At 64.2% G+C, this 19,460-nt stretch carries 23 protein-coding genes; 11 read left to right on the forward strand and 12 right to left on the reverse strand.

The annotated features are described in order from the left end of the window. Nucleotides 1-17: 17 nt before the first annotated feature. The 7 genes from GGR62_RS01560 to can form a co-directional block, all read right to left on the reverse strand. Nucleotides 18-704 carry a DUF2461 domain-containing protein gene (locus GGR62_RS01560; protein ID WP_184406216.1) on the reverse strand — a complete coding sequence of 229 codons (687 nt, stop codon included), beginning with the start codon at nucleotides 702-704 and terminating at the stop codon, nucleotides 18-20. Next, complete coding sequence (sbcB, locus tag GGR62_RS01565; RefSeq protein ID WP_184406217.1) at nucleotides 701-2,146, reverse strand: exodeoxyribonuclease I; 1,446 nt, start codon at nucleotides 2,144-2,146, stop codon at nucleotides 701-703. The genes GGR62_RS01560 and sbcB overlap by 4 nt, the downstream gene beginning before the upstream one ends. 106 nt (nucleotides 2,147-2,252) lie before the next feature. Beyond that, nucleotides 2,253-3,620, reverse strand: coding sequence for an NAD(P)/FAD-dependent oxidoreductase (locus tag GGR62_RS01570; RefSeq protein ID WP_184406218.1), 1,368 nt, complete (start codon nucleotides 3,618-3,620; stop codon nucleotides 2,253-2,255). A 146-nt stretch (nucleotides 3,621-3,766) separates the two neighbouring features. Continuing rightward, a complete protein-coding gene (gene kynU, locus GGR62_RS01575) occupies nucleotides 3,767-5,038 on the reverse strand; it encodes a kynureninase (RefSeq protein ID WP_184406219.1) in 1,272 nt (423 codons plus the stop codon). A 33-nt stretch (nucleotides 5,039-5,071) separates the two neighbouring features. Next, nucleotides 5,072-7,213 carry an FUSC family protein gene (locus tag GGR62_RS01580; protein WP_184406220.1) on the reverse strand — a complete coding sequence of 714 codons (2,142 nt, stop codon included), beginning with the start codon at nucleotides 7,211-7,213 and terminating at the stop codon, nucleotides 5,072-5,074. Between the two features lie 264 nt (nucleotides 7,214-7,477). Then, on the reverse strand, nucleotides 7,478-8,008 hold the full coding sequence (locus GGR62_RS01585; protein WP_184406221.1) for a 3-hydroxyanthranilate 3,4-dioxygenase: 531 nt from the start codon (nucleotides 8,006-8,008) through the stop codon (nucleotides 7,478-7,480). An 85-nt stretch (nucleotides 8,009-8,093) separates the two neighbouring features. Continuing rightward, nucleotides 8,094-8,756 (reverse strand): carbonate dehydratase, encoded by a 663-nt coding sequence (gene can / locus GGR62_RS01590; protein WP_184406222.1) that lies wholly within the window; start codon nucleotides 8,754-8,756, stop codon nucleotides 8,094-8,096. A 156-nt stretch (nucleotides 8,757-8,912) separates the two neighbouring features. On the opposite strand from can, the gene GGR62_RS01595 reads away from it, so the two are divergent. The 11 genes from GGR62_RS01595 to GGR62_RS01645 all read left to right on the forward strand — a co-directional run bounded on the left by GGR62_RS01595 (nucleotide 8,913) and on the right by GGR62_RS01645 (nucleotide 16,348). Beyond that, nucleotides 8,913-9,449: an N-acetylmuramidase gene (locus tag GGR62_RS01595; protein ID WP_184406223.1), complete on the forward strand. Its 537-nt coding sequence runs from the start codon at nucleotides 8,913-8,915 to the stop codon at nucleotides 9,447-9,449. 42 nt (nucleotides 9,450-9,491) lie between these two features. Next, nucleotides 9,492-10,022: a DUF2589 domain-containing protein gene (locus GGR62_RS01600; RefSeq protein WP_184406224.1), complete on the forward strand. Its 531-nt coding sequence runs from the start codon at nucleotides 9,492-9,494 to the stop codon at nucleotides 10,020-10,022. 50 nt (nucleotides 10,023-10,072) lie between these two features. Next, nucleotides 10,073-10,690 carry a DUF2589 domain-containing protein gene (locus GGR62_RS01605; RefSeq protein WP_184406225.1) on the forward strand — a complete coding sequence of 206 codons (618 nt, stop codon included), beginning with the start codon at nucleotides 10,073-10,075 and terminating at the stop codon, nucleotides 10,688-10,690. 47 nt (nucleotides 10,691-10,737) lie between these two features. Then, nucleotides 10,738-10,998, forward strand: coding sequence for a hypothetical protein (locus tag GGR62_RS01610; protein WP_184406226.1), 261 nt, complete (start codon nucleotides 10,738-10,740; stop codon nucleotides 10,996-10,998). Next, nucleotides 10,999-11,472 carry a hypothetical protein gene (locus GGR62_RS01615; RefSeq protein ID WP_184406227.1) on the forward strand — a complete coding sequence of 158 codons (474 nt, stop codon included), beginning with the start codon at nucleotides 10,999-11,001 and terminating at the stop codon, nucleotides 11,470-11,472. Further along, nucleotides 11,469-11,807 carry a hypothetical protein gene (locus GGR62_RS21390; protein WP_184406329.1) on the forward strand — a complete coding sequence of 113 codons (339 nt, stop codon included), beginning with the start codon at nucleotides 11,469-11,471 and terminating at the stop codon, nucleotides 11,805-11,807. Before GGR62_RS01615 ends, GGR62_RS21390 begins: the two co-directional genes overlap by 4 nt. Beyond that, a complete protein-coding gene (locus GGR62_RS01625; RefSeq protein ID WP_184406228.1) occupies nucleotides 11,692-12,435 on the forward strand; it encodes a hypothetical protein in 744 nt (247 codons plus the stop codon). Before GGR62_RS21390 ends, GGR62_RS01625 begins: the two co-directional genes overlap by 116 nt. 169 nt (nucleotides 12,436-12,604) lie before the next feature. Then, complete coding sequence (locus GGR62_RS01630; RefSeq protein ID WP_184406322.1) at nucleotides 12,605-13,474, forward strand: hypothetical protein; 870 nt, start codon at nucleotides 12,605-12,607, stop codon at nucleotides 13,472-13,474. 375 nt (nucleotides 13,475-13,849) lie between these two features. Then, the gene (locus GGR62_RS01635; RefSeq protein ID WP_184406323.1) at nucleotides 13,850-14,563 is read left to right on the forward strand and encodes a response regulator transcription factor; all 714 of its coding nucleotides are present in this window, start codon (nucleotides 13,850-13,852) and stop codon (nucleotides 14,561-14,563) included. 459 nt (nucleotides 14,564-15,022) lie between these two features. Continuing rightward, the gene (locus GGR62_RS01640) at nucleotides 15,023-15,592 is read left to right on the forward strand and encodes a hypothetical protein (RefSeq protein ID WP_184406229.1); all 570 of its coding nucleotides are present in this window, start codon (nucleotides 15,023-15,025) and stop codon (nucleotides 15,590-15,592) included. A 66-nt stretch (nucleotides 15,593-15,658) separates the two neighbouring features. Next, nucleotides 15,659-16,348, forward strand: a complete 690-nt coding sequence (locus GGR62_RS01645) for a hypothetical protein (RefSeq protein WP_184406230.1) — start codon at nucleotides 15,659-15,661, stop codon at nucleotides 16,346-16,348. A 143-nt stretch (nucleotides 16,349-16,491) separates the two neighbouring features. On the opposite strand, the gene GGR62_RS01650 is transcribed toward GGR62_RS01645, so the two are convergent. Genes GGR62_RS01650 through asnS form a run of 5 tightly spaced genes read right to left on the reverse strand, consistent with a single transcriptional unit; the run spans nucleotide 16,492 to nucleotide 19,406 of the window. Next, nucleotides 16,492-17,127 (reverse strand): FMN-binding negative transcriptional regulator, encoded by a 636-nt coding sequence (locus GGR62_RS01650; protein WP_184406231.1) that lies wholly within the window; start codon nucleotides 17,125-17,127, stop codon nucleotides 16,492-16,494. Between the two features lies 1 nt (nucleotide 17,128). After that, on the reverse strand, nucleotides 17,129-17,455 hold the full coding sequence (locus GGR62_RS01655; protein ID WP_184406232.1) for a hypothetical protein: 327 nt from the start codon (nucleotides 17,453-17,455) through the stop codon (nucleotides 17,129-17,131). Beyond that, nucleotides 17,452-17,757 carry a hypothetical protein gene (locus GGR62_RS01660; protein WP_184406233.1) on the reverse strand — a complete coding sequence of 102 codons (306 nt, stop codon included), beginning with the start codon at nucleotides 17,755-17,757 and terminating at the stop codon, nucleotides 17,452-17,454. The genes GGR62_RS01655 and GGR62_RS01660 overlap by 4 nt, the downstream gene beginning before the upstream one ends. After that, a complete protein-coding gene (locus GGR62_RS01665) occupies nucleotides 17,754-18,011 on the reverse strand; it encodes a hypothetical protein (protein ID WP_184406234.1) in 258 nt (85 codons plus the stop codon). The genes GGR62_RS01660 and GGR62_RS01665 overlap by 4 nt, the downstream gene beginning before the upstream one ends. Further along, nucleotides 18,012-19,406 (reverse strand): asparagine--tRNA ligase, encoded by a 1,395-nt coding sequence (gene asnS / locus GGR62_RS01670; protein ID WP_184406235.1) that lies wholly within the window; start codon nucleotides 19,404-19,406, stop codon nucleotides 18,012-18,014. Between the last annotated feature and the right edge of the window lie 54 nt (nucleotides 19,407-19,460).

Genomic DNA, 19,460 nt, shown 5'->3' on the forward strand with positions numbered 1-19,460 from the left:
GCGCGCGCTGCGTTGCATCAAAATTCCAGGTCCAGTGCGGCGCACAGGTAATCGACAAACGGTGCCAGTATCACCAGATCCGCATCGACGGTCTGGCGCAGGCGCGGGCCGGTCATGGTGGCGTCGTCCAGGTGGCGCAGATAGGCCCAGTTGCGATGCTTGAGATCGTCGATGAATTCGAAATCGTTGGGAAACCCGCGCGGTGCACGCACCAGTTTCTCGCTGTCGTCCAATGCAAATTTGCGGCGCAGTTTTGGTTCGTACGCGGCTGCTTTCCAGTTGGCGGGATTGTCGAAGATGAACTGGCGCAGTTTGCGCTGGGTGTCCGGCTCCGGATGCCACAGCCCCGCGCCGACAAAGCTCTCACCCGGCTGCAGATGGAGATAGAACGAGGGCGCCGGCACCTGGCGACGGCGTGCATGAAACAGCCGCGCGCCCTGCCAGTTCTTGTAGGGCGATTTGTCGTTGGAAAACCGCGCATCGCGATAGATGCGGAACAGCGAGCCACCCTGGGTCTTTGGATCGGCGCGATAGTGTTCGCTGACCTCGGCCAGCGCAGGCTGCAGATCGGTGATGAGCTGCAGAAACGGCTGGCGCACATGCGCCTCGTACTGATGCCGGTGGTCATTGAACCAGGTCTTGTCGTTGTGGCGCGCCAGGGCGCGCAAGAACTTGAAGCTGGCGTCGGAAAAATAAGTGGTCATAGCGTGCGTTGGAGGTCCGAACCCCAGGCGGCGAGCTGATCGAGCAGGGTCTGTTTGGTAGCATCGTCGCAGTGAGCAAGCCGTAAATCCGCGATCTGCGCATGGAACTGATCGAGCGTGACTTCGCCCAGGCCACGGTCTTCGAGCAGGCGTTGACGGCGGTACGCGTTCCAGCGTTCCTGCTCGTCGAACGACAGCGTCTGCGGCCAGTTGCGCGCACGGTAACGGAACAGCAGCTCGATCAGGCGTGGGTCGCGAAAGCGCGATTCCAGCGCGCCAAGCTCGGTCGGCGCGCTGGCCCGCACCTGTGCCAGCAGCCGCTTGTCGCCTTCGGCGAGGAAACCGTCGTAGAGCGATGCATCGGCATCGTTGACCGCTGGCGCCGCAGCGCGCTCGCTGCCATACACCTGGCGGACCTTTTCAGCCAGCTCGGGGCCGAGTTCGCGCAGGCGTGCGGCCTTGGCCAGCACGGCGTCGCGGTCCACGCCCAGGCGCTGCAAATCCGCCTCGCGCAGATGCTGCCAGGCCACCAGCGCGGGCGACTTGTTCAGATGCACTTCCTTCAATGGAATGCGCTGCTCGCCTTCGGGTAGATCGGCGGCGCGGATATACAGTCGGTCGGCGATCTCGTCCGGGCTCAAGCGCAACAGCACGTCCGGGTCGCCGTCCAGATCGAACACGATCACGCGGCTGTCGATGCGCGGATGGCGCGTCAACGGCAGCACGGCGGCGGCGCACATGCGCGAGGCCGGATAACGCTGCGAGATATGCAGCACCGGCTGCATGGCGATGACGTCCAGCAGCGTGGCGGCAAAGCGCTTGTCGCGTAGGCGCAGTGCGTAGTCCCATAGTTTGGGTTGATGCTGCTGGAATTTGCGCGCCATGCCGATGGTGGCGTACACGTCCGACAGCGCCTCGTGCGCATCGCCCTCGCGCACCGCGTTGGCATCGGCCAGGTGTTCGAGCTTGAACGAGGTGGCGCCGTCTTCGCGCTGCGGCCAGACGATGCCATCCGGGCGCAGCGCATGCACCAGCCGCAACACGTCGAGCAGATCCCAGCGCGAATTACCGCCGCGCCACTCGCGCTCGTATGGGTCGTAGAAATTGCGGAACAGCCCGCAGCGCACGAATTCGTCGTCGAAGCGGATCGAGTTGTAGCCCAGTGTGCAGGTCTGCGGCCGGCTCATCTGCTCGGAGATGCGCGCGAACGCTTCGGCCTCGCTCACGCCTTCGCGCAGTGCGTGTTGCGGGGTGATGCCGGTGACCATGGTCGCGTACGGGGAGGGCAGCAGATCGTCGGCCGGCTGTACGAAGAAGCTGATCGGTTCTTCGATCACGCGCAGTTGCGCATCGGTGCGCACCGCGGCGAACTGCGCGATGCGCGTGCGGCGCGGGTCCTGGCCGAAGGTTTCCAGGTCGTAGAAGAGAAAGCTGTCAGCCATGCCGTATGAAATCCAGATCTGCGGCGCGCTGTGGAGCGCGCCGCCGGTGCTGCCTAGTATCTCTCATCCGCACGCCGGCACGCTGACGCCGGCCTGTGCAGGCGGATCAGTGCGCGCCTTCCAGCGGCTGCAGACGCGCATGCACGACCGCTTCCAGCGCTGCCCAGTCGATGCGCGACAGGTCGGTATGCCCGCGTGTGGCCTCGACCAGGATCTCGCGCTGGATCTCGCTGCGCGCCAGGGCGATCGAATAACGCGTGCGCAGGAAGGTCACCATCGTGTAATGCGGCACGAAACGGGTGGGCCAGCGCGCCTGCAGTTGCTGTTCGAGCGCGCGCTGCAGCAGGAAGTCGGGATCGTCGACGCGGTCGCGCATCTCCAGATAGTTTTCCAGCGCCATCTGCTGGATCGCGGCCGCATCGTCGCGACGTGCGGCTTCGAACGCGGCGAACGCGGTTTCCAGATCGTCGTGCGTGTCCAGTTGCTGTGCCAGCGCCACGCAATCTTCGAACGCGCAATTCATGCCCTGGCCGTGGAACGGCACCATCGCATGCGCGGCATCGCCGATCAGCAGGGCGCGACCATCCAGATGCCAGCGGTCCAGCGTCAAGGTGCCGAGCAGTCCGGGCGGATGTTCTTCCCAATGTTCCTTGAGCTGCGGGATCAGCGGCAAGGCATCCGGGAAATCGCGCGCGAACAAGGCCAGCGCTTCGTCGCCGGTGCGCGTGGTGGCAAAGCTCGGCTCACCCGCGTTGGGCAGAAACAGCGTGACGGTGAAGGTGCCGCCATCGTTGGGCAGTGCGATGCACATATAGCGCCCGCGCGGCCAGATGTGCAGCGCATTGCGCTCGATGCGAAAACCCCCGCCCGGCAGCGGCGGAATTTCCAGTTCCTTGTATGAATGATCGAGGAATTCGGTGCGCTCGCCCAGCGGCGATTTGCGTTGCATCGCCGCGCGCAACGCCGAACCGGCGCCATCGCTGCCGATCAGGCTCTGGAAATGGATTTCGTGCGGCTGGTCGTCGCGGTCGTCGATGAAGCGCGCGTAGCCGGCGTCGAAGTCCACGGTATGCAGGCGGCGGTAAAAATGCACGCGTGCGCCGGACTGTTCGGCCAGATCCAGCAACGCGACATTCAACGCGGCGCGGTGGATCGACCAGATCACCTCGCTGTCGTCGCGCCCATAGCGCTGCAGCTGCGGCTCCCCAACCAACGGATGCACCATGCGCCCGCGCATCATCACCGCCTTGGCCATCACCGCCTCTTCGGCGCCGGCCTGGCGCAGCGCATGGCGGCCGCGTTCGGCCAATGCCAGGTTGATCGAGCGGCCGGATTCGTAGCCTTTGATGCGCGGATCGCCGCGGCGCTCGTACACAGTGACCTGCCAGCCGCGACGCGACAGCAGGATGGCCAGCAGGCAACCGGCCAGGCCGGCACCGATCAATGTCAGGGAACGAGGAGAGACTGCGTTCAATGCGATATCCAGCAGCGGCCGGACGCGAATGCCGGCAGGAAATGAGAGTGGCGCGACCAGCGCCGGTGCGAGGCGTGGTCAGCTGAGTGAAAGTGAGAAATCTATGGGTGCCTGTGCCTTACCGCGCCGCTGTGTACGCGTCGCGCTCAGCCGGCAGCCCAGCGTTCCACCTGCTCCACAAACTGGTGCAGATCGCAGAAACGGTTGTAGGAAGGCACCGGTGCGATGCGGATCACGTCCGGTTCGCGCCAGTCGCCAAGCACGCCGACCGACTGCAGATATTCGAACAGCGCACGTCCTTGCGTACGTCCACCGGCCACCCGCAACGACAGCTGGCAGCCGCGTCGCGCTGGCTCGGCCGGGGTGAGGATCTGCAGCACCTGCGGCACGCGGGCATGGATCAGCTGCTCCAGATGCCCGGTCAGTTGTTCGGATTTCGCACGCAGCGCCGGCATGCCGGCCTGATCGAACAGCTCCAGCGACGCCCGCAGCGGCGCCAGCGCCAGCACCGGCGGATTGCTCAGCTGCCAGCCTTCGGCGCCGGGCGAGGGCACGAATTGCGGGTCCATACGGAAACGGGTCTGCTGCTCGTGCCCCCACCAACCGGCCATGCGCGGCAAATCGCTGTTGGCATGGCGTTCGTGCACAAAACAACCGCCCACCGCGCCGGGGCCGGCGTTGAGATATTTGTAGTGGCACCACACCGCGAAATCCACGCCATCGTCGTGCAGCGTCAGCGGGATATTGCCGACCGCGTGCGCCAGATCGAAGCCCACCGCCGCGCCCTGTGCGCGTGCCAGCCGCGCGATGTCGCCCAGCTCGAACGCCTGGCCGGTGCGGTACTGGATGCCGGGCCACAGCACCAACGCAAGCCGTGGACCATGCTGCGCGATGGCAGCGGCGATCGCGTCCATCGACACCGTGCCATTGGGTTCGTCGGCTTCCACTTCGATCAGCTGCGTGGCCGGATCCAGCCCATGCAGGCGCAGTTGCGATTCCACCGCATGGCGGTCGGAGGGAAACGCACCGGCTTCGATCAGGATCGCGCCGCGCTCTGGCGTGGGACGGTAGAAGCTGGCCATCATCAGGTGCAGGTTGACGCTCAGCGTATTCATCGCGACGACTTCGCCGGGCAGCGCGCCGACCACGCGTGCCAGTCCATCGCGCACCAGCTGGTGGTAGGTCAGCCACTGGGTGGGGCCGGTGAAGTGGCCTTCCACTGCGAGTGCGCCCCACTGGTCGAGCACCTCGGCCACCATCGCGCGTGCTGCACGCGGTTGCAGGCCCAGCGAATTGCCGACGAAATAGGCCTGGTCCTGGCCGCCATGCTGCGGGAACACGAAGGCATCGCGCAGGTGGCGCAGCGGGTCGTCGGCATCCAGTGCAACGGCATGGGCGCGGGACAGCGGGTCGGTCATCACTAGGCTCGCAACGCAGGTTGGTGGCGCAGTTTACCTGCCGGCATCGTGTGCACCGTCATGCACGGCTGGTGGCTCGGAGGAGGCATCGGCTGGGGCTGGTCGGGCAGGGCGTAATAGATGGGTCAACGTGCCAATAATGTCGGTGATGCGGTCGACGGTGTCGGCCAGTGCAGCGGTGCTGGGCGAGCCATCGGGCAAGGTGGCTAATGCATCGGAGAGGCCGCGCTCGGCGCTACGCAAGGTGGCTGCTGCGGGAATGCCGCCGTGGATCAGGCAGTCGATCAGTTCCGACAATGCCTGGTCGGCCTGTTCAGCAAAGGCGGGCAGCGCCTCGAGCGTGGGCAAGGCGTGACCATCGCGCAGCACCGCTTCCAGCGACAAGGTGGCGCGAATCAATCGGTTACCGTTGGCCAGCAGCGATTCGGCGAGTGTGAGTTCGTGCAGATTGCGCCGGCTGCGCGGCTCGCCGCGCAGGCGCTCGATCGAGGCCTGCGCATTGGTGCGCGCCACGCGCGCGGCGGCGCGGGTATCGCTCAGATCCTCCATCTGGCCGAGCAACAAGTTGCGTAGATGATCGCGGTAGGCGGTCAACAGCTGCGCCAGCGAAGCGCGGATATGCCGGCGCTCGCGCGTGGGCCACAGCGCGTAGGCGATCAACGCCCATGCGCTGCCGGCGACCGTCGCCTGCAGGCGCGCACCGACGGCCTCGCCCGGGGCCACGCCTTCGAAGGACAACAGCAGCACCAGCATGCCGGTCAGAAACGCCACGCCGATGCCGTAGTTCACCTGCGTCAACAAGCGGAAGCCCAGGCAGAACACTGCCAGCAGGAGCATGCGGATGCTGGCGCCATCCATCGCCAGATGCGCCAGCACTGTGGCGACCAGCAAGCCGACGAAGGTGCCGGCCACACGCAAGGCGCCGAAGCTGAGAGTGCCGCCGAAATCCGGCTTGAGCACGATGGCGGTGGTCATCGGAATCCAGAAGCCGTGCGGAATCTGCTGCCAGCGCTGAAAGGCGATCGCCAGCGCCAGACAGACGCCACAGCGCACCGCATGCCGGAACGCCACCGACGACAGATCCAGATTGGCGCGCAGCGTGGCCCAGGTCGCTGCGGGCCTGAGTGCCGCAGGCAGGCGCGCTTCGGCCAATTGCGCCTGGATTTCGCCACGGCTGCTGGCCCAATGCGCGTTGCGGATGAGTGCGCGCAACTGGCCGCCCAGGCCTTGCGCGCGCGCCACCGCCACACGCACCAGCCGGCGCTCGCGGGTATCGGCATTGTCGTGTTGCAGGTGCGCCAGCGCAGCGACCAGATCGTCGAAGCCGGTCATCGAGGCATTGGCGGCGACCGGATCTTCGCCCATCGTCATCGCATACGCGAGTTGTTCCAGCACGATCGCGCTGCGTTCGAGCACGCGCTCGATCGCCGGGCGCGCCTGCGAGTCGGTCAGGCGGGTGTCGGCATCGGCCAGCGACAGCAGCTCCAGCCGCACCCGATCGCAGAGCTCGGCGATGATGCGAAAGCTCTGCACGGCGATCGCGCGCGAGCGATGCTCGCCGTGCAGCATCACCATCGCATCGAGCACTTCCTGCGTTGCCGGGGGCGCTGCGCTGGCTTCCGGGCGTTGCCGTGCGATGCCCGCCAGTTGCCGCATCAGATCGGCAAGTGCGAAGCGCTCCGGGCGATAGCGTTGCAGCGGCCATGCGGCCAATGCCAACACGACTTGGAGCAGGCCACCGGCGAAGATCAACGCTGCCACGCCCGGTGCCTGTTCCACCGGCAGGCGCATATCGGCGCTGATCACCAACAGGATCATGCTGGTCAGCCCGACCCGCGCCGCCACCGGGCCGAGCGCCACCAGCAAGCCGCCGCCTAGGCCGAGCAACAAGCCGGCAACGACCAGCGCAGGGGTGTGGTGGCCGACCCAGATGCCGAGCAGCGCGGCCAGCCCTGCTGCCAGCGCGGCCATCAACATGCGTTGCAGGCGTGCGCGGTATGGGCCGGGCTGGTCGGTGAACATGGTGTTGAGCGCGCCGGTGCACACGGCCAGACCGGCCGCGACCTGCCCGGTCGCCACGCCGAGCGCCAACGGCAACATCACTGCGGCGGTATTGCGCAGCGCGACGCGCAGCGGCACGTCGCGCGGTTTGAGGTCGATCAGGGTGCGCAGCATGGTGCAGATGTCGGTGCGCGCGACCGGCCCAGCAGGCCACGAGGGCCGACTGGCACATCGGACTGGCGCATCCGCGACGAGCGGTTGCTGCAAACATCTGCGGGCGATGTGCCGGTCATGCCGTTTGCGGCGCCTTGGGTCCGGTAGCGCCCAGCCAATGCAAGCCAGTGGCGCCGGCAAGCACTGATGACACCGATGGCGCGCGAACCCAGGTCAATCGCATCGCGTTACACCGGCTCGTTGCGGGCGCATGCCAGCGCCGATTCAGGCGTCAAGCGTGGCATAACGCTCCGGCGCGGGGTGCAGGTGTCCGCACTGTGCGCAGGTGCGCAACGCGAGCGATCGGTAGAAGTGATCGAACACCGGCGGGAAATCGGTTTCGATGTTGTGCAGCGGAAACATCGCTTCGTACAGTTTGTGGTTGCACTGCGGGCAATACCACTGCAAGCCGTCCTGCTCGTGCGCAAGACGCTCGCGCTCGATCACCAGGCCGATCGAGCCGGCGGCGCGTTGCGGCGAATGCGGCACTTTCGGTGGCAGCAGAAAGATCTCGCCGGCGCGGATCGGAATATCGCGCGCGACGCCTTCGTCCTGCACCTTGAGCACCATCTCCCCTTCGAGCTGGAAGAACCACTCCGGGCCTTCGTCGTAATGATAGTCGGTGCGCGCGTTGGGCCCGCCGACGACCATGATGATGAAGCCGTCCTGCTGGATGCACTTGTTGCCGACCGGCGGCTTGAGCAGGTGGCGGTGTTGCTCGATCCAGGCATGCAGGTTGATCGGCGGGACCAGCATCGACGTTCCTCGGCAAAGAAGGCGTCCAGCATAGCCAACCTGCGGCGCCGATGGGCGCCGCAGTGAGACGGTGTGCGGGTGCGGCTCAGCGTTCGGCGTGATCGGCCTGGATCTGGACCAGCGCCGCGTCGTAGCGTTCCTGCAGCAGCTCGGGGCGGTCGATCGACATGCCCAGATCATGCGCACGTCCGTCGCGCAGGCTATAGACCCAGCCATGCACGCAGAGCTGCTGGCCGCGGTCCCAGGCATCGCGCACGATGGTGGTGCGGCACACATTGACCACCTGCTCGAGCACGTTGAGCTCGCACAGCCGCGCGTGCTGCAGCGACAGGTCGCCGGCATCGTGCAGGCAGGCCTCGTGCTTGTCGGCCACATCGGTGACGTGGCGGATCCAGTTGTCGACCAGGCCCATGCGCTTCTGGGTCAGGCTGGCAAACACGCCGCCGCAACCGTAATGGCCGACCACCAGCACGTGCTTGACCTTGAGTACGTCCACGGCGAACTGGATCACCGACAGGCAGTTCAGATCGGTGTGCACCACCACGTTGGCGATATTGCGATGGACGAACACCTCGCCCGGCGCCATGTCGATGATCTGGTTGGCCGGCACGCGCGAGTCCGAGCAGCCGATCCACAGGTACTCGGGCGTCTGCTGGGTGGACAGTTTGGAAAAGAATTCCGGATCCTCGCGGTGGATGCGCTCGGACCAGGCACGGTTGTTTTCAAGTAAATGGTTGAGCTCGTTCATGGGGGGCAGTATTCCAGAAAACGCGATCGTGGTGGCCCCTGCCGGGGGCCGGGATGAATCAGCTTTCAGGCTCGGTAGTATCGGTGAACAGCCGATGTCCGGCCATTGCGCAGATGCGGAAACTGGCGCCACCGATCAACTCAACAGGTGGCGCCGATGGCTGACTTCAACGCGTTCTTTCCGACCCTGCTCAAGCACGAAGGCGGTTTCGTCAACGATCCCGCCGATCCGGGTGGGGCCACCAACAAGGGCATCACGCTGCTGACCTTCAAGGCCTGCGCCCAGAATCTGTTGGGCGTGGAGCCAAGCCTGGCGAACCTGCGCGCATTGACCGATGCCCAGGCCGGGGTCATTTACAAGACGCAGTACTGGGACCGGCTACGCGCCGACCAGATCGCACTGCAGCCGTTGGCCAACATCCTGTTCGACTTCTATGTCAACGCCGGCGCCAACGCGATCAAGCTGCTGCAGACCGTGCTCAATGGCCAGACCGGCGGCGCCTTGGTGGCGGACGGGCGGATGGGACCGGCGACCTTCGCCGCGCTGGCATCCAGTAACCAGCAGGACCTGTATGCACGCTACAAGGCCGGCCGCAAAGACTACTACCAGAGACTGGTCGCCGCGCGACCGGCGCTTGGCAAGTTTCTGAAGGGATGGCTGGCACGCGTGGATTCCTTTCCCGACTTGGTCTGAGCCGGTACCGGCCCAGCGACATCTCCGACCAGCGAACCCGACATGGCGCAAATATCCCTCAACGATCTGATCGAAGCACTGGCCGGCGCGGTCATCGACGCCCAGGACCGGATCGAACAGCACCAGATGGCCAACCTAAGCGCGTTCTTCGACGAGGACAACCGTCCCAGAAGCGTCCTGATCCGCTTGCCGTCGCAGCACCCGGAAGCGGGCGAGAACGACGAAGACCTGTATCGCGCACCGCTGTTGCCGCTGGTGTCGTCCAACGTCCTGCGCATCAAGGACGTAGAGATCAGCTTCGATGCACAACTCGGCGAACTCAGCGAGTTGGACGAGACCGTGTTGCCGGCGTCGCTGGCGGTTCCAGCCGCCGTCGAGGACTGGCATCCCAAGCCGCCAGCGCTGCCCGGCCAGATCGGCATCGACCTCGGCTCCAACGCAAAAAGTGCGCGTCACAGTGCGGTGCATGTCGTGTTGCGCGTGGAAGGCAGCGAGCCGACCGAAGGCGTGGCACGTCTCATTAATCGCCTTGCGCAGTCGCAAGGCGTGTTCAAAACGGTCAAGGGAGATTGATTCCGACCGTCATCGATTTTTACCAAACAACCACTCTTCAGGAGAACACCATGAGCGATATCGTCAATATGTCCGACCAATTCAAGGGCCTGCCGATGGCGGACCTGATCGGCGCCCCGTTGCGTGCAGCCTGCGATGCGCAGGTCATGCTGGCCCGCGCCACCGCCGACTTCATCAAGGTCATCGGCTTCCTGCCGCCGACCGACCCTGCCGATCCCAACGGAAACGGGGGCACGCGGACCGCGCAGTTCAAGTTCAAGCGCCCGGTCGAAGACCCCAGCGGTACCGGGATGGCCGAGGAGGAAGTCGAGATCGTTGTGCCGTTGCTGACCTTGGTCAACGTTCCCAATCTGAGCATTCAGACCGTGGATGTGACCTTCGACATGGAAGTCAAATCCTCGTTCTCGGAAAAGGAAGCCGAAGACAAGAGCCTCAAGGTGGATCTGGAGGCAAGCGTCGGCTGGGGCGTGTTCAAGGCCAAGGTCAACGTGCAGGGCTCTGTGTCCAGCCACAAGGAAAACACGCGCTCTTCGGATAACTCGGCCAAGTATCACGTCGCATTGCACGCCGAAGATCGCGGCACGCCCGAAGGGCTGTCGCGCGTGCTCGACATCCTGCAGACCGCCGCAGCGCCACGCAAAGTCGCCGCGCCTGTGCCGGTGCTCTAAGCGTCGCTGTTGAGTCCTGCACCTTTCCATCAACCGAGTCGTTGCCGATGATCGATTTGTCAGAAGTGAGCTACATCAAGCGCATCGTCGTCGGCAGCGACAACCCGGCAAAGATGCAGACCGCCGAGCAGGTCGAGGCCGCGCAGCAGCTGCTCAATCGCTGCCTCAGCGAAGCGCCCAAGGGGGCGATCGTCGGGATCGAGAAGAGCTTCAATATCCTGCAGCTGGGCGAACATCAGGTAGTGCTGCAATGGTTGTGCTACCACGTCGGGTTCAAGCGCAAGCCGATCTGGCTGACGGAGTCGTAGATGGCACGCGCGACCTATTCGCTGGACGCCTTTGTGGAGCTGCTCGATCAGGCTGTCCGACGAGCGCAACAGCGGTGCCGCCAGCGGCACGCCGCACTGGTGGATGCTGCGGCGGCCGCATGCGACATGGAGGTTCGCTGCGTGGATGGTGAGGAAACGGCTAAGGCCGGAACGGAGGCCATGCTCACCATTCCGGTCTGCCAATTGCGTGCGCTGCGGCTATCGCAAATCAGCGAATTTTCGTTGACGCTGCAAGTGCAGGTAGAGCCGGTCACGCACAGCGACGGCGCTCCCGGACTGGCACTGAGTATCGCGCCGCCACGTAGCCGTAAGCCTAGCCATACGCTGAAAATTGGCTATCAAGGCAGCGAGTGTCCGCGTGGCGTGCTTTGGTTCGATGGCATTGCGTTGAAGGAGTGGACGCTTCATCCGTTCGTGGACGTGCCACTTTCAGATCCCGGAGCGGTGCCGTGAGGTTGCTGCTGTCAGACGCCGATGCCCGTGCGGTCGCCGAGCGGCTGGGAACCGATGTGGCCGCCCTGCATGCAGATCGCTGTCGGCGGTCTCGGCGCCGGCGGCGATCCATCTTCATCATCTGCTTGGTTGCTGTTCTGGTGATTGCTGCAGCCGGTGTGCTGAGCAGCAGTTCGATCAATCTTTCCATCCTGTCCAACTTCTTATCGGAGCTTTCTCATGTCTGGTCAATCTCATCATCAACCTCACATCTTCCGCATCACCTCGGCAGTGGCCTTGTGTCTTTCGCTGACTGCAGTACAGGCCGCTCCCGCTGGCAGCATTCCGGCGGGTGACTGGCGCGGGATATTGTCCGCCAACGGCGGTGCGGGCCCGGTCTATGTCCGTCTGAGCGGACGCGCGGCGGGAGCCGACGGCACCCAGACGGCGGACGTGCGGTTTGGGCCTCCTTTCAATTGCGCGCTTGAGCTACGAGCGCAGCCGGGCGGTTACGCGCTGCTGTCGCGCAATGGCGGCAAGTTCTGCGACGCGCTAACCGGTGGGCGTGCGCAGCTTCAGGTGTCGGAGGGGGCGACGTCTGGTATGCAACTCACGCTGCCCGGCCGCGACTCGCCGTTGGTCGTTGCCTTGGACCAGAGCAGTACAGGATTGGCCGAAGCCGGGCGCTGGCGCGGGACGGGCCTGATGTCCGCACAGCTGGAGATCGTGGCGACCACAATCCGCCCGGGAGACGTGCTCGGTCGCCTGCGCTACGGCGCCCCTCGCGACTGCCAAGTGGAGTTGCGCTATGCCGGGCGTGCGGCAGGCACGTTGAATGCCTGGGTCGGGGCCAACGATAGAGGCTATTGCCGTCAGCTCAGCGATGACCAGGCCAGTCTGCGGATCCGCGACGATGGAAGCGCAGAGCTTGCTCTTGTTGTGAAAGGTCAGCGCGATACCGCGCTGTTTGAGCGGATGCCCTGAGATTGTTGCAGGGGCGCGTCTGCCAGTAAGGACATCATTTATGTGGAAGCGAGCCAGGATGCGCATGGGCCTGCGGCGACGCGCGGTGGCGCCGTCCGTCTCGCCGGCAGGATTCGCCGGGCCGGCATTCTCCAGCGTGCTTGAACAACTGGAGCTCGAATGCCGGGCCATGGTGTCCTATGCGCTAAAGCAGGGACTGGCCATGTCCCCCGATCTACCCGGCCGGCTGGCGGAACTACGGGTAATGCCTGGCGCTTCCCTGCACGGCGAAGCCGGCGCGCGCGAATTGGCCGGTCTGCACCGACAACTGGTGCGAGCGATCCAGCCGGCAACGCCGCAGGCGGTAGTGCTGATCGAGCGGGAGCGGCTGCGCGGCGGCCTGTTGCGCTGGCTCGGGCCGATTCCGCTGATCCGCACCTTGACCTTGAGCTCGGTCGGCTGCCTGGCTTCAGTGGTCGGGTTGGCCATGTCCAGCCTGGTTAACGAGCAGAACATGGCGCTGGGGTTTCTTGACTCCTCGGGCAGCACGCTGGGCTGGAATGTGATGTTTATCCTGGCCTGTGCCGGGCTTGGCGCAGCGTTTTCCGCGCTGTTCCAGGCCCACCGTTACGTCGCCGATGCGACATACGATCCGCGCTTCGATTCTTCCTATGCGGCGCGCATGATCTTGGGCCTCATCGCTGGCCTGATCCTGGTGGAGTTGCTGCCGGAGGATATGTTCGCCGAAAGTAGCCTGGGCGCGTTCGGAAAGCCCGCATTGGCAATGATGGGCGGCTTTTCGGCAAGCGCCGTCTATCGCCTGCTGCAACGCATGGTCGACGTCATGGAAACTGTCGTACGCGGCGATTCCGGCCAACAAGCCGCTGCCGCGATCCAGTCGCAGCGCGCATCGGCTGAGTCCGAAGGCATCCGCGTGCGTGGCGAACTTGCCGCAGGCCTGTTGGACCTGCAGCGTGAGATGGAAGCGGACCCGCGTCTGGATCAGGTGCGTCAGCAACTGACCGGCCTTGCCAGGCAGATGATGTCCGGCGATTCGTAATCATTCGTGCGTGAGCTGCAGCTAGACCAGCGTGCGTTTTTCATCAGCAGCCGTACGCAGAAACGATGTCTGGCGCAGCGTACCGAGCATCAGGTGGCGGTGTGCCTTGGCCTGGTGCGGCACAGTTCGCTTCGGCCCCGGTGCAACGTGCCTAACACGCGTCAGGCGAACGTACCCGTCGTGGCGTCGCAGCCATATCTGCACCGTTGTGAACACCAGCATTTGACGGTCGCTAAATCAGTCCAAGACCGATGGTCCCGAGGTGAGCGTATGACAAGCTCGCTCAAGTGCTCCTGCCGAGCATCTGTCGATTCGCTGCAGCGCGCCGCTCGAAAGCCGCTGCACATCGCCGACCCCATTCGTGCAACCGAGGGAATGATGAAGACACGTATCGTCGTCGCTGCTGATCGCACCATCCTCGTGGAAGGCATGGTCGCTTTGCTGCAAAAGGTTCCGGGTTTCGAAGTGGTAGGGCACGCCGAAGACGGGCTGGCGTGTCTTCAGATCGCTGCCAGAGAGCAGCCGGATATCGTCCTGGTGGATGTCCTGCTCCCTGGCCTCAATGGCATCGATCTGACGCGACGTTTGATTCAACGCAGTCCCAACAGCCGGGCAATCTGCATTGCTCCGTCCGACGCCTGCATGCGTGCCAGCGCAGTCTTCGAAGCTGGCGCAAAAGGATATCTGGCGCGAACCAGTACCTTCGCCGAATTGCTGCGTGCGATTCAGCTCGTTGGTCAGGATCAGATCTACATCAGTCCGCAGATGTCGCGTTCGCTGATCGCAGGACTGCGTCGAGCCGCCAAAGACGATTCTGCGTATACCCGGCTGACCTCACGTGAGCGCGAAGTCGTGCAGCTCTACTCCGAAGGCTTGTCGACCAGGCAGATCGCCACGCGCTTGCACTTGAGCGTGAAAACGGTGGGTACGCATCGCGAAAACTGCATGTTGAAACTCAATATCCAAAGTATCGCCCAGCTCACCCGGTATGCAATCGCGCAAGGACTTTCTCCGCTTGATCCTGCATCAGGCGGCGGCAGCGAGCCCTCGGAGGCGCTTGTGCCGCAGCGGTCGCGTCGGGCTGGCTGAGCGTTGGCCAAGCCCTGCGGGAGTAGGTGTGCCAGGCACGCAGCATTTAGCGCATGGCCGCAGTGTCTACGTGTGAGTTGGTGCTTCGATGCGCAGTTACTGATCGATGCATTGGCCGTGCCGTCCGCGCGATGCTCAACGATGTGGTTTGCGAACGTCTGCAGGCACCTTTCGTCACCGCTACGGCTGTAGCGGCAGTGAGATGCAGCGTCAACTTCCATCGCAGCGCCTCGTCGTCGCCGCGATCAGTCACTTGCTCGCGCCTTGTCCAACGCTGACGCCAGGGCCGCTTCACCTGCAGCATTGAGCGCACTCCCGCCGGTAGATCCGCGCATGGGCGCCTGGATCTGGGGTCCTGACCGATATCGAGGGATGGTCGGTCCTCGCACACTGGTGGTGCGTCCAGTCGCGCATCCGGCGCGTACAGCGACGCAACGTCACTCAATACAGGAGAGTTCTATGGAAACCATTTTGCGACTTGCTGCGACGGACTATGCAAACGCACTGAAAGCTGTGCGGGATGCCAATGAAAAAAAGGCTTGCGTCGAGGTGGCCTACGCGACGGAGAATGAAGAAGTTGAAGTCTCGCGCTACTTCTTGAAGTTCCCGAACTTCGAGTTGAACGCTTATGCCATCGGTGGCACGAAGTACACACTTGATAGCTATCAGCATGTAAGCAAATTTCCGAACGTCGCAAAAGCCGACTTGGCTGCCGCGTTGTCCAAGGGAGGAGAGCGCGGTACCGAGATGAATGATCGGTTGAGCGTCGTGGTGTGCCTGATCTGCGAGGCCGCGCGTTCGGAACCGATCGAACGCGCGATGCAGAAAGCCATCGCTGGGGAGCGCGTCGACTTGGCGCGCTACCGTGTGTTGATGAATATGTACGAGCATACGCTCGAATTCAAAAGAGCAACGAACGCTGCTGCGACGTTGCTGCCGCTGCAGTTGCAGGACTACATCGACTATGTCCAATCCAAGGCTTACACCGGCGGCAAGAACATCGCAGACACCATTCGTGCGCTGCAGTAGGCAGCCCGCCGCTGTGTCCATCAATCTGCAACGGCGGCATACGCCGTTGCGCATCAAGGAAACGGTATGAACATGTCCGAAAATGGCGTTACCACCGGGCAAGGCGACAATCTGGAGTTCATTCAATCGCTGGAGCGGGTGCTCGCACGTGATCGTGACGGCAAGCTGCTGCAGCCGCTTGCTGGCATGTCGTTTGCGCGGCCGATCTACCAGGTGCCGGTGACAGAGGTGGCGGAACCGTTGCGGGCGTTGGTCGCCAGCATCTTTCGCTCCACAGGCGTCTACGATGCGGTGCCTGAATCCAAGCACGGCGAAAATGTGCACGGTTCCATGCGCGACGTGCACCAGAACGACGACCGTGGCCGTCGCTACCTTCCGGTGCTCGCTTATCCAGCATCGCCGTTGGGGCGTGCCGGGCGTTATCACGACTACATCCTGGAGCGGGGCAAGGCATGCGTCCAGAACCGGCAGCGTGAACGTTCGGGCACGAGCGATGTGCTGACCGGGTATGTGGAATACACGGTGGTATTGGAGGGTTGCAGCAATGTGCGATTGATCTTCGACTATCTCAATACGCGCTTTTTCATCTCTCCCAATCACTACAAACCGTGGGCCAGAGCCGAGGCATTGGCTGCACGTCGCAATCTGGGAGTCGATCCGGCGCGGTATCGGCTTGCGCCGCACGAAGCGGGCATGGATGCGCAGAGTTGGCGCGACGACGAGTTGTATGGCCCGCATCTGCTGATCATGCTATGAGCGTGGCGAAGGGTGATGTCCGCCGCAGGGAGAGGGTGGGGCGATGACCTGCGCGCAGGTCGATTCGGGCGTTGGCCAACAAGGTAGCCGATGCGTCCCAACCTTCTGGTGAGCCGCTTTTCGCGTGTGCGGCTGCGGGCGTCTCAGCGCGTCGTATCGGCGTCCATGGCCGCCTGCATCAACGCTGCGATCGCGTGCGAGGCTTGGTCGGGTTGCTGCGCCAGGAGCTGGCTGACGCTGCGCTGATTGGCGGCAGGATGATTCTGACTGAGCTTGAAGGTGAGCTCGATGCGGCTGGGCACGAAGCGGAAGCCGACCAAGCCGCGCAGTTGGCGACGGTGACTGTCGCGCTCCATCTCGAACAGCCAGTCGCTGCCGACGCGCTGTTCGAAGTGCGTGCTCATGCGACCGATCAAATCGCCCAGTTCCGCCTCATCGCTTACCTGCTCGCAACGTCCATGCAGATGCGCGACCGCGTAATTCCAGGTCGGTACGCGCGCGGCCGCTTCCTTGTCCGGATACCAGCTCGGCGACACGTAGGCGTGCGGGCCCTGCACCACGATCACCGCATCGCCGGGCGCGCGCGCCTGCGGGTTCGGCCGCGCCCAATGGCCCTCGATCACAACTGCCTGCGCGTTGCGTGTGTACAGCACCGGTAGATGCGAGATTGCCGGCACTCCATCGTCGCCCTGGCTGATCACGGTGACGAACGGGTCGCGTGCCATCAGCCAGTCCAGCAGTGCCAGATCGGTCTGCACGAACGTGCGTGGAGCGTACATGTCAGGCGCGACCGCCCAGGGTCACCACCATGCGTTCGCGCAGGTCCGCATCGTCGTCGCCGCGCGGCGGCGCCACTTCGTCGAGCGAGAAGCCGCGCATCAGCGCGTCTTCTTCGTCCAGCCCGTCGAGCGCGACGAATTCGGCATCGAACAAGGCCGCGCGGGCGGTGTCTTCGCTGTCGTAGGGCAGGATCTTGCCGTCGCTGTCCAGGACTTCGGCGGTACCGGCTTCCTTGACGCGCAGGCGCGCCCAGATCAGCGTGTGGCCGATGGTGGCCAGCCACCACGAATCGTGGTCGTTCTGTGTGGTGTCGTGCTGTGTAGTCATGCCATTACCTTCGAAAGCAGGCCGAGCAGGGCCGCCATGCCCAGGCCGAACAAGATGGTCAGCAGCGAGAGCCAGGCGGGTGTGGCCAGACCGGACAGCGCACTGTCTCGGTAGCTGCGGTAGCGGCGCGCCAACAACCAGCGCCACGCGGTAGGGCTGATGAAGGCCGGGTCGCCGAAGCTGGCCAGCGCGTCGGGATGGCGGTCGCGCATGTGCACCAGGGTCAGTGGCCAGAAGATCAGCAGCGCGGTGAGTCCGGCGACGGCGACACCGACAAAACACAACGCGAAGAATAGAATCATGTGGCCGCCAGCAGCAGTGCGAGTTTGGGGAGTGTCGCGCCGATGACCAGCGCCGCGATGGCCCAAATCATCGGAACCGTGGCATGCCGGGTTGCGGCACGCGCGGTGTCGGTTTGCCACCAGCGTGGCGGTTCTGGCTGGAGCGATACCAACCGCGCCAGCAACACGCTGCGTACCGCCGTCAGTCCGGCCATAATCGCCGCCAGCCCGAAGGCTAGCGATTGCAGCGTTGGGGCGACGGCCGGCAAGTTCACTCAGAACTCCGCGCTGCCCGGCGCACGCGGGTAGGGGATGGCGTCGCGGATATTGCTCAGCCCGCACACGTAGACCACCAGGCGCTCGAACCCCAGGCCGAAGCCGGCATGCGGCACCGAGCCGTAGCGACGGAAATCGCGGTACCAGCTGTAGTGCTCCTTATCCAGGCCGAACTGCGCCATGCGCGCATCCAGCACATCCAGGCGCTCTTCGCGCTGGCTGCCGCCGATGATCTCGCCGATGCCCGGTGCCAGCACATCCATCGCCGCGACAGTCTTGCCGTCGTCGTTCAGGCGCATGTAGAAGGCCTTGATGTGCTCGGGATAGTTGGTCACCACCACCGGGCGGCCGATGTGTTCTTCGGTCAGCCAGCGCTCGTGCTCGGTCTGCAGGTCCAGGCCCCATTCGACCGGGAAATCGAACTTCTTGCCCGAGTCCTGCAGCAGCCTCACCGCCTCGGTGTAGTCGATCTGCTCGAACGGGGCATTGATGAAGGCTTCCAGTTTGGCGATCGCGTTCTTGTCCACGCGCTCGGCCAGGAATGCCAGATCGTCGCCGCGCTCGTCGAGCACCGCGCGGAACAGGTACTTGAGGAACTGCTCGGCCAGGCGCGCGTCTTCGGCCAGATCGGCGAAGGCGATTTCCGGCTCGATCATCCAGAACTCGGCCAGGTGGCGCGTGGTGTGGCTGTTTTCGGCGCGGAAGGTCGGGCCGAAGGTGTAGACCTTGCTCAGCGCCAGGCAGTACGCCTCCACGTTGAGCTGGCCGGACACGGTCAGGAAGGTTTCCTTGCCGAAGAAGTCGCGGCTGAAGTCCACGTTGCCCTTGGCATCGCGCGGCAGGTTGACCATGTCCAGCGTGGAGACGCGGAACATCTGCCCGGCGCCTTCGGCGTCGGAGGTGGTGATGATCGGGGTGCTGATCCAGTTGAAGCCGTTCTGGTGGAAGAAGCGGTGCACCGCCTGCGCCAGACAGTTGCGGATGCGGGTGACCGCGCCGAACAGGTTGGTGCGCGGGCGCAGGTGCGCCACTTCGCGCAGGAACTCCGGCGACATCGGCTTGGGCTGGATCGGGTAGGTCAGCGGGTCTTCGACCCAACCGACGATCTCCACGCCGTTGGCCTGGATCTCGAACGACTGGCCCTTGCCCTGCGACTTCACCAGCACGCCCTTGGCGATCACCGAGCAGCCGCTGGTCAGGCGCTTGATGTCGTCGAAATTGGGTAGCGCCTCGGTGGCCACCACCTGGATCGGGGCGAAGCACGAGCCATCGGTCACGTTGATGAAGGCCAGTCCGGCAGATCCGCGCAGCGTGCGCACCCACCCCCGTACCGTGACTTCGCCGCCTTCCGGGAGTTTTCCCGCAAGCGCATGTTCAACGCTGACCACCGTCATGACTTGTCCTCGCCGTAGCGACCTTGAATGGTCTGCGAGTTTACTGGCTGCGGA

This window comes from Xanthomonas sp. 3075 (assembly GCF_014197275.1).
Classification (GTDB): domain Bacteria; phylum Pseudomonadota; class Gammaproteobacteria; order Xanthomonadales; family Xanthomonadaceae; genus Xanthomonas; species Xanthomonas campestris_B.

Excerpts from the sequence above, each read along its gene's own strand:
- GGR62_RS01560 (WP_184406216.1), bottom strand. The coding sequence starts at position 704 with ATGACCACTTATTTTTCCGACGCCAGCTTCAAGTTCTTGCGCGCCCTG.
- sbcB (WP_184406217.1), bottom strand. The coding sequence starts at position 2,146 with ATGGCTGACAGCTTTCTCTTCTACGACCTGGAAACCTTCGGCCAGGAC.
- kynU (WP_184406219.1), bottom strand. The coding sequence starts at position 5,038 with ATGACCGACCCGCTGTCCCGCGCCCATGCCGTTGCACTGGATGCCGAC.
- GGR62_RS01580 (WP_184406220.1), bottom strand. The coding sequence starts at position 7,213 with ATGCTGCGCACCCTGATCGACCTCAAACCGCGCGACGTGCCGCTGCGC.
- GGR62_RS01585 (WP_184406221.1), bottom strand. The coding sequence starts at position 8,008 with ATGCTGGTCCCGCCGATCAACCTGCATGCCTGGATCGAGCAACACCGC.
- can (WP_184406222.1), bottom strand. The coding sequence starts at position 8,756 with ATGAACGAGCTCAACCATTTACTTGAAAACAACCGTGCCTGGTCCGAG.
- GGR62_RS01595 (WP_184406223.1), top strand. The coding sequence starts at position 8,913 with ATGGCTGACTTCAACGCGTTCTTTCCGACCCTGCTCAAGCACGAAGGC.
- GGR62_RS01600 (WP_184406224.1), top strand. The coding sequence starts at position 9,492 with ATGGCGCAAATATCCCTCAACGATCTGATCGAAGCACTGGCCGGCGCG.
- GGR62_RS01605 (WP_184406225.1), top strand. The coding sequence starts at position 10,073 with ATGAGCGATATCGTCAATATGTCCGACCAATTCAAGGGCCTGCCGATG.
- GGR62_RS01610 (WP_184406226.1), top strand. The coding sequence starts at position 10,738 with ATGATCGATTTGTCAGAAGTGAGCTACATCAAGCGCATCGTCGTCGGC.
- GGR62_RS01615 (WP_184406227.1), top strand. The coding sequence starts at position 10,999 with ATGGCACGCGCGACCTATTCGCTGGACGCCTTTGTGGAGCTGCTCGAT.
- GGR62_RS01625 (WP_184406228.1), top strand. The coding sequence starts at position 11,692 with ATGTCTGGTCAATCTCATCATCAACCTCACATCTTCCGCATCACCTCG.
- GGR62_RS01630 (WP_184406322.1), top strand. The coding sequence starts at position 12,605 with ATGGTGTCCTATGCGCTAAAGCAGGGACTGGCCATGTCCCCCGATCTA.
- GGR62_RS01635 (WP_184406323.1), top strand. The coding sequence starts at position 13,850 with ATGATGAAGACACGTATCGTCGTCGCTGCTGATCGCACCATCCTCGTG.
- GGR62_RS01640 (WP_184406229.1), top strand. The coding sequence starts at position 15,023 with ATGGAAACCATTTTGCGACTTGCTGCGACGGACTATGCAAACGCACTG.
- GGR62_RS01645 (WP_184406230.1), top strand. The coding sequence starts at position 15,659 with ATGAACATGTCCGAAAATGGCGTTACCACCGGGCAAGGCGACAATCTG.
- GGR62_RS01650 (WP_184406231.1), bottom strand. The coding sequence starts at position 17,127 with ATGTACGCTCCACGCACGTTCGTGCAGACCGATCTGGCACTGCTGGAC.
- GGR62_RS01655 (WP_184406232.1), bottom strand. The coding sequence starts at position 17,455 with ATGACTACACAGCACGACACCACACAGAACGACCACGATTCGTGGTGG.
- GGR62_RS01660 (WP_184406233.1), bottom strand. The coding sequence starts at position 17,757 with ATGATTCTATTCTTCGCGTTGTGTTTTGTCGGTGTCGCCGTCGCCGGA.
- asnS (WP_184406235.1), bottom strand. The coding sequence starts at position 19,406 with ATGACGGTGGTCAGCGTTGAACATGCGCTTGCGGGAAAACTCCCGGAA.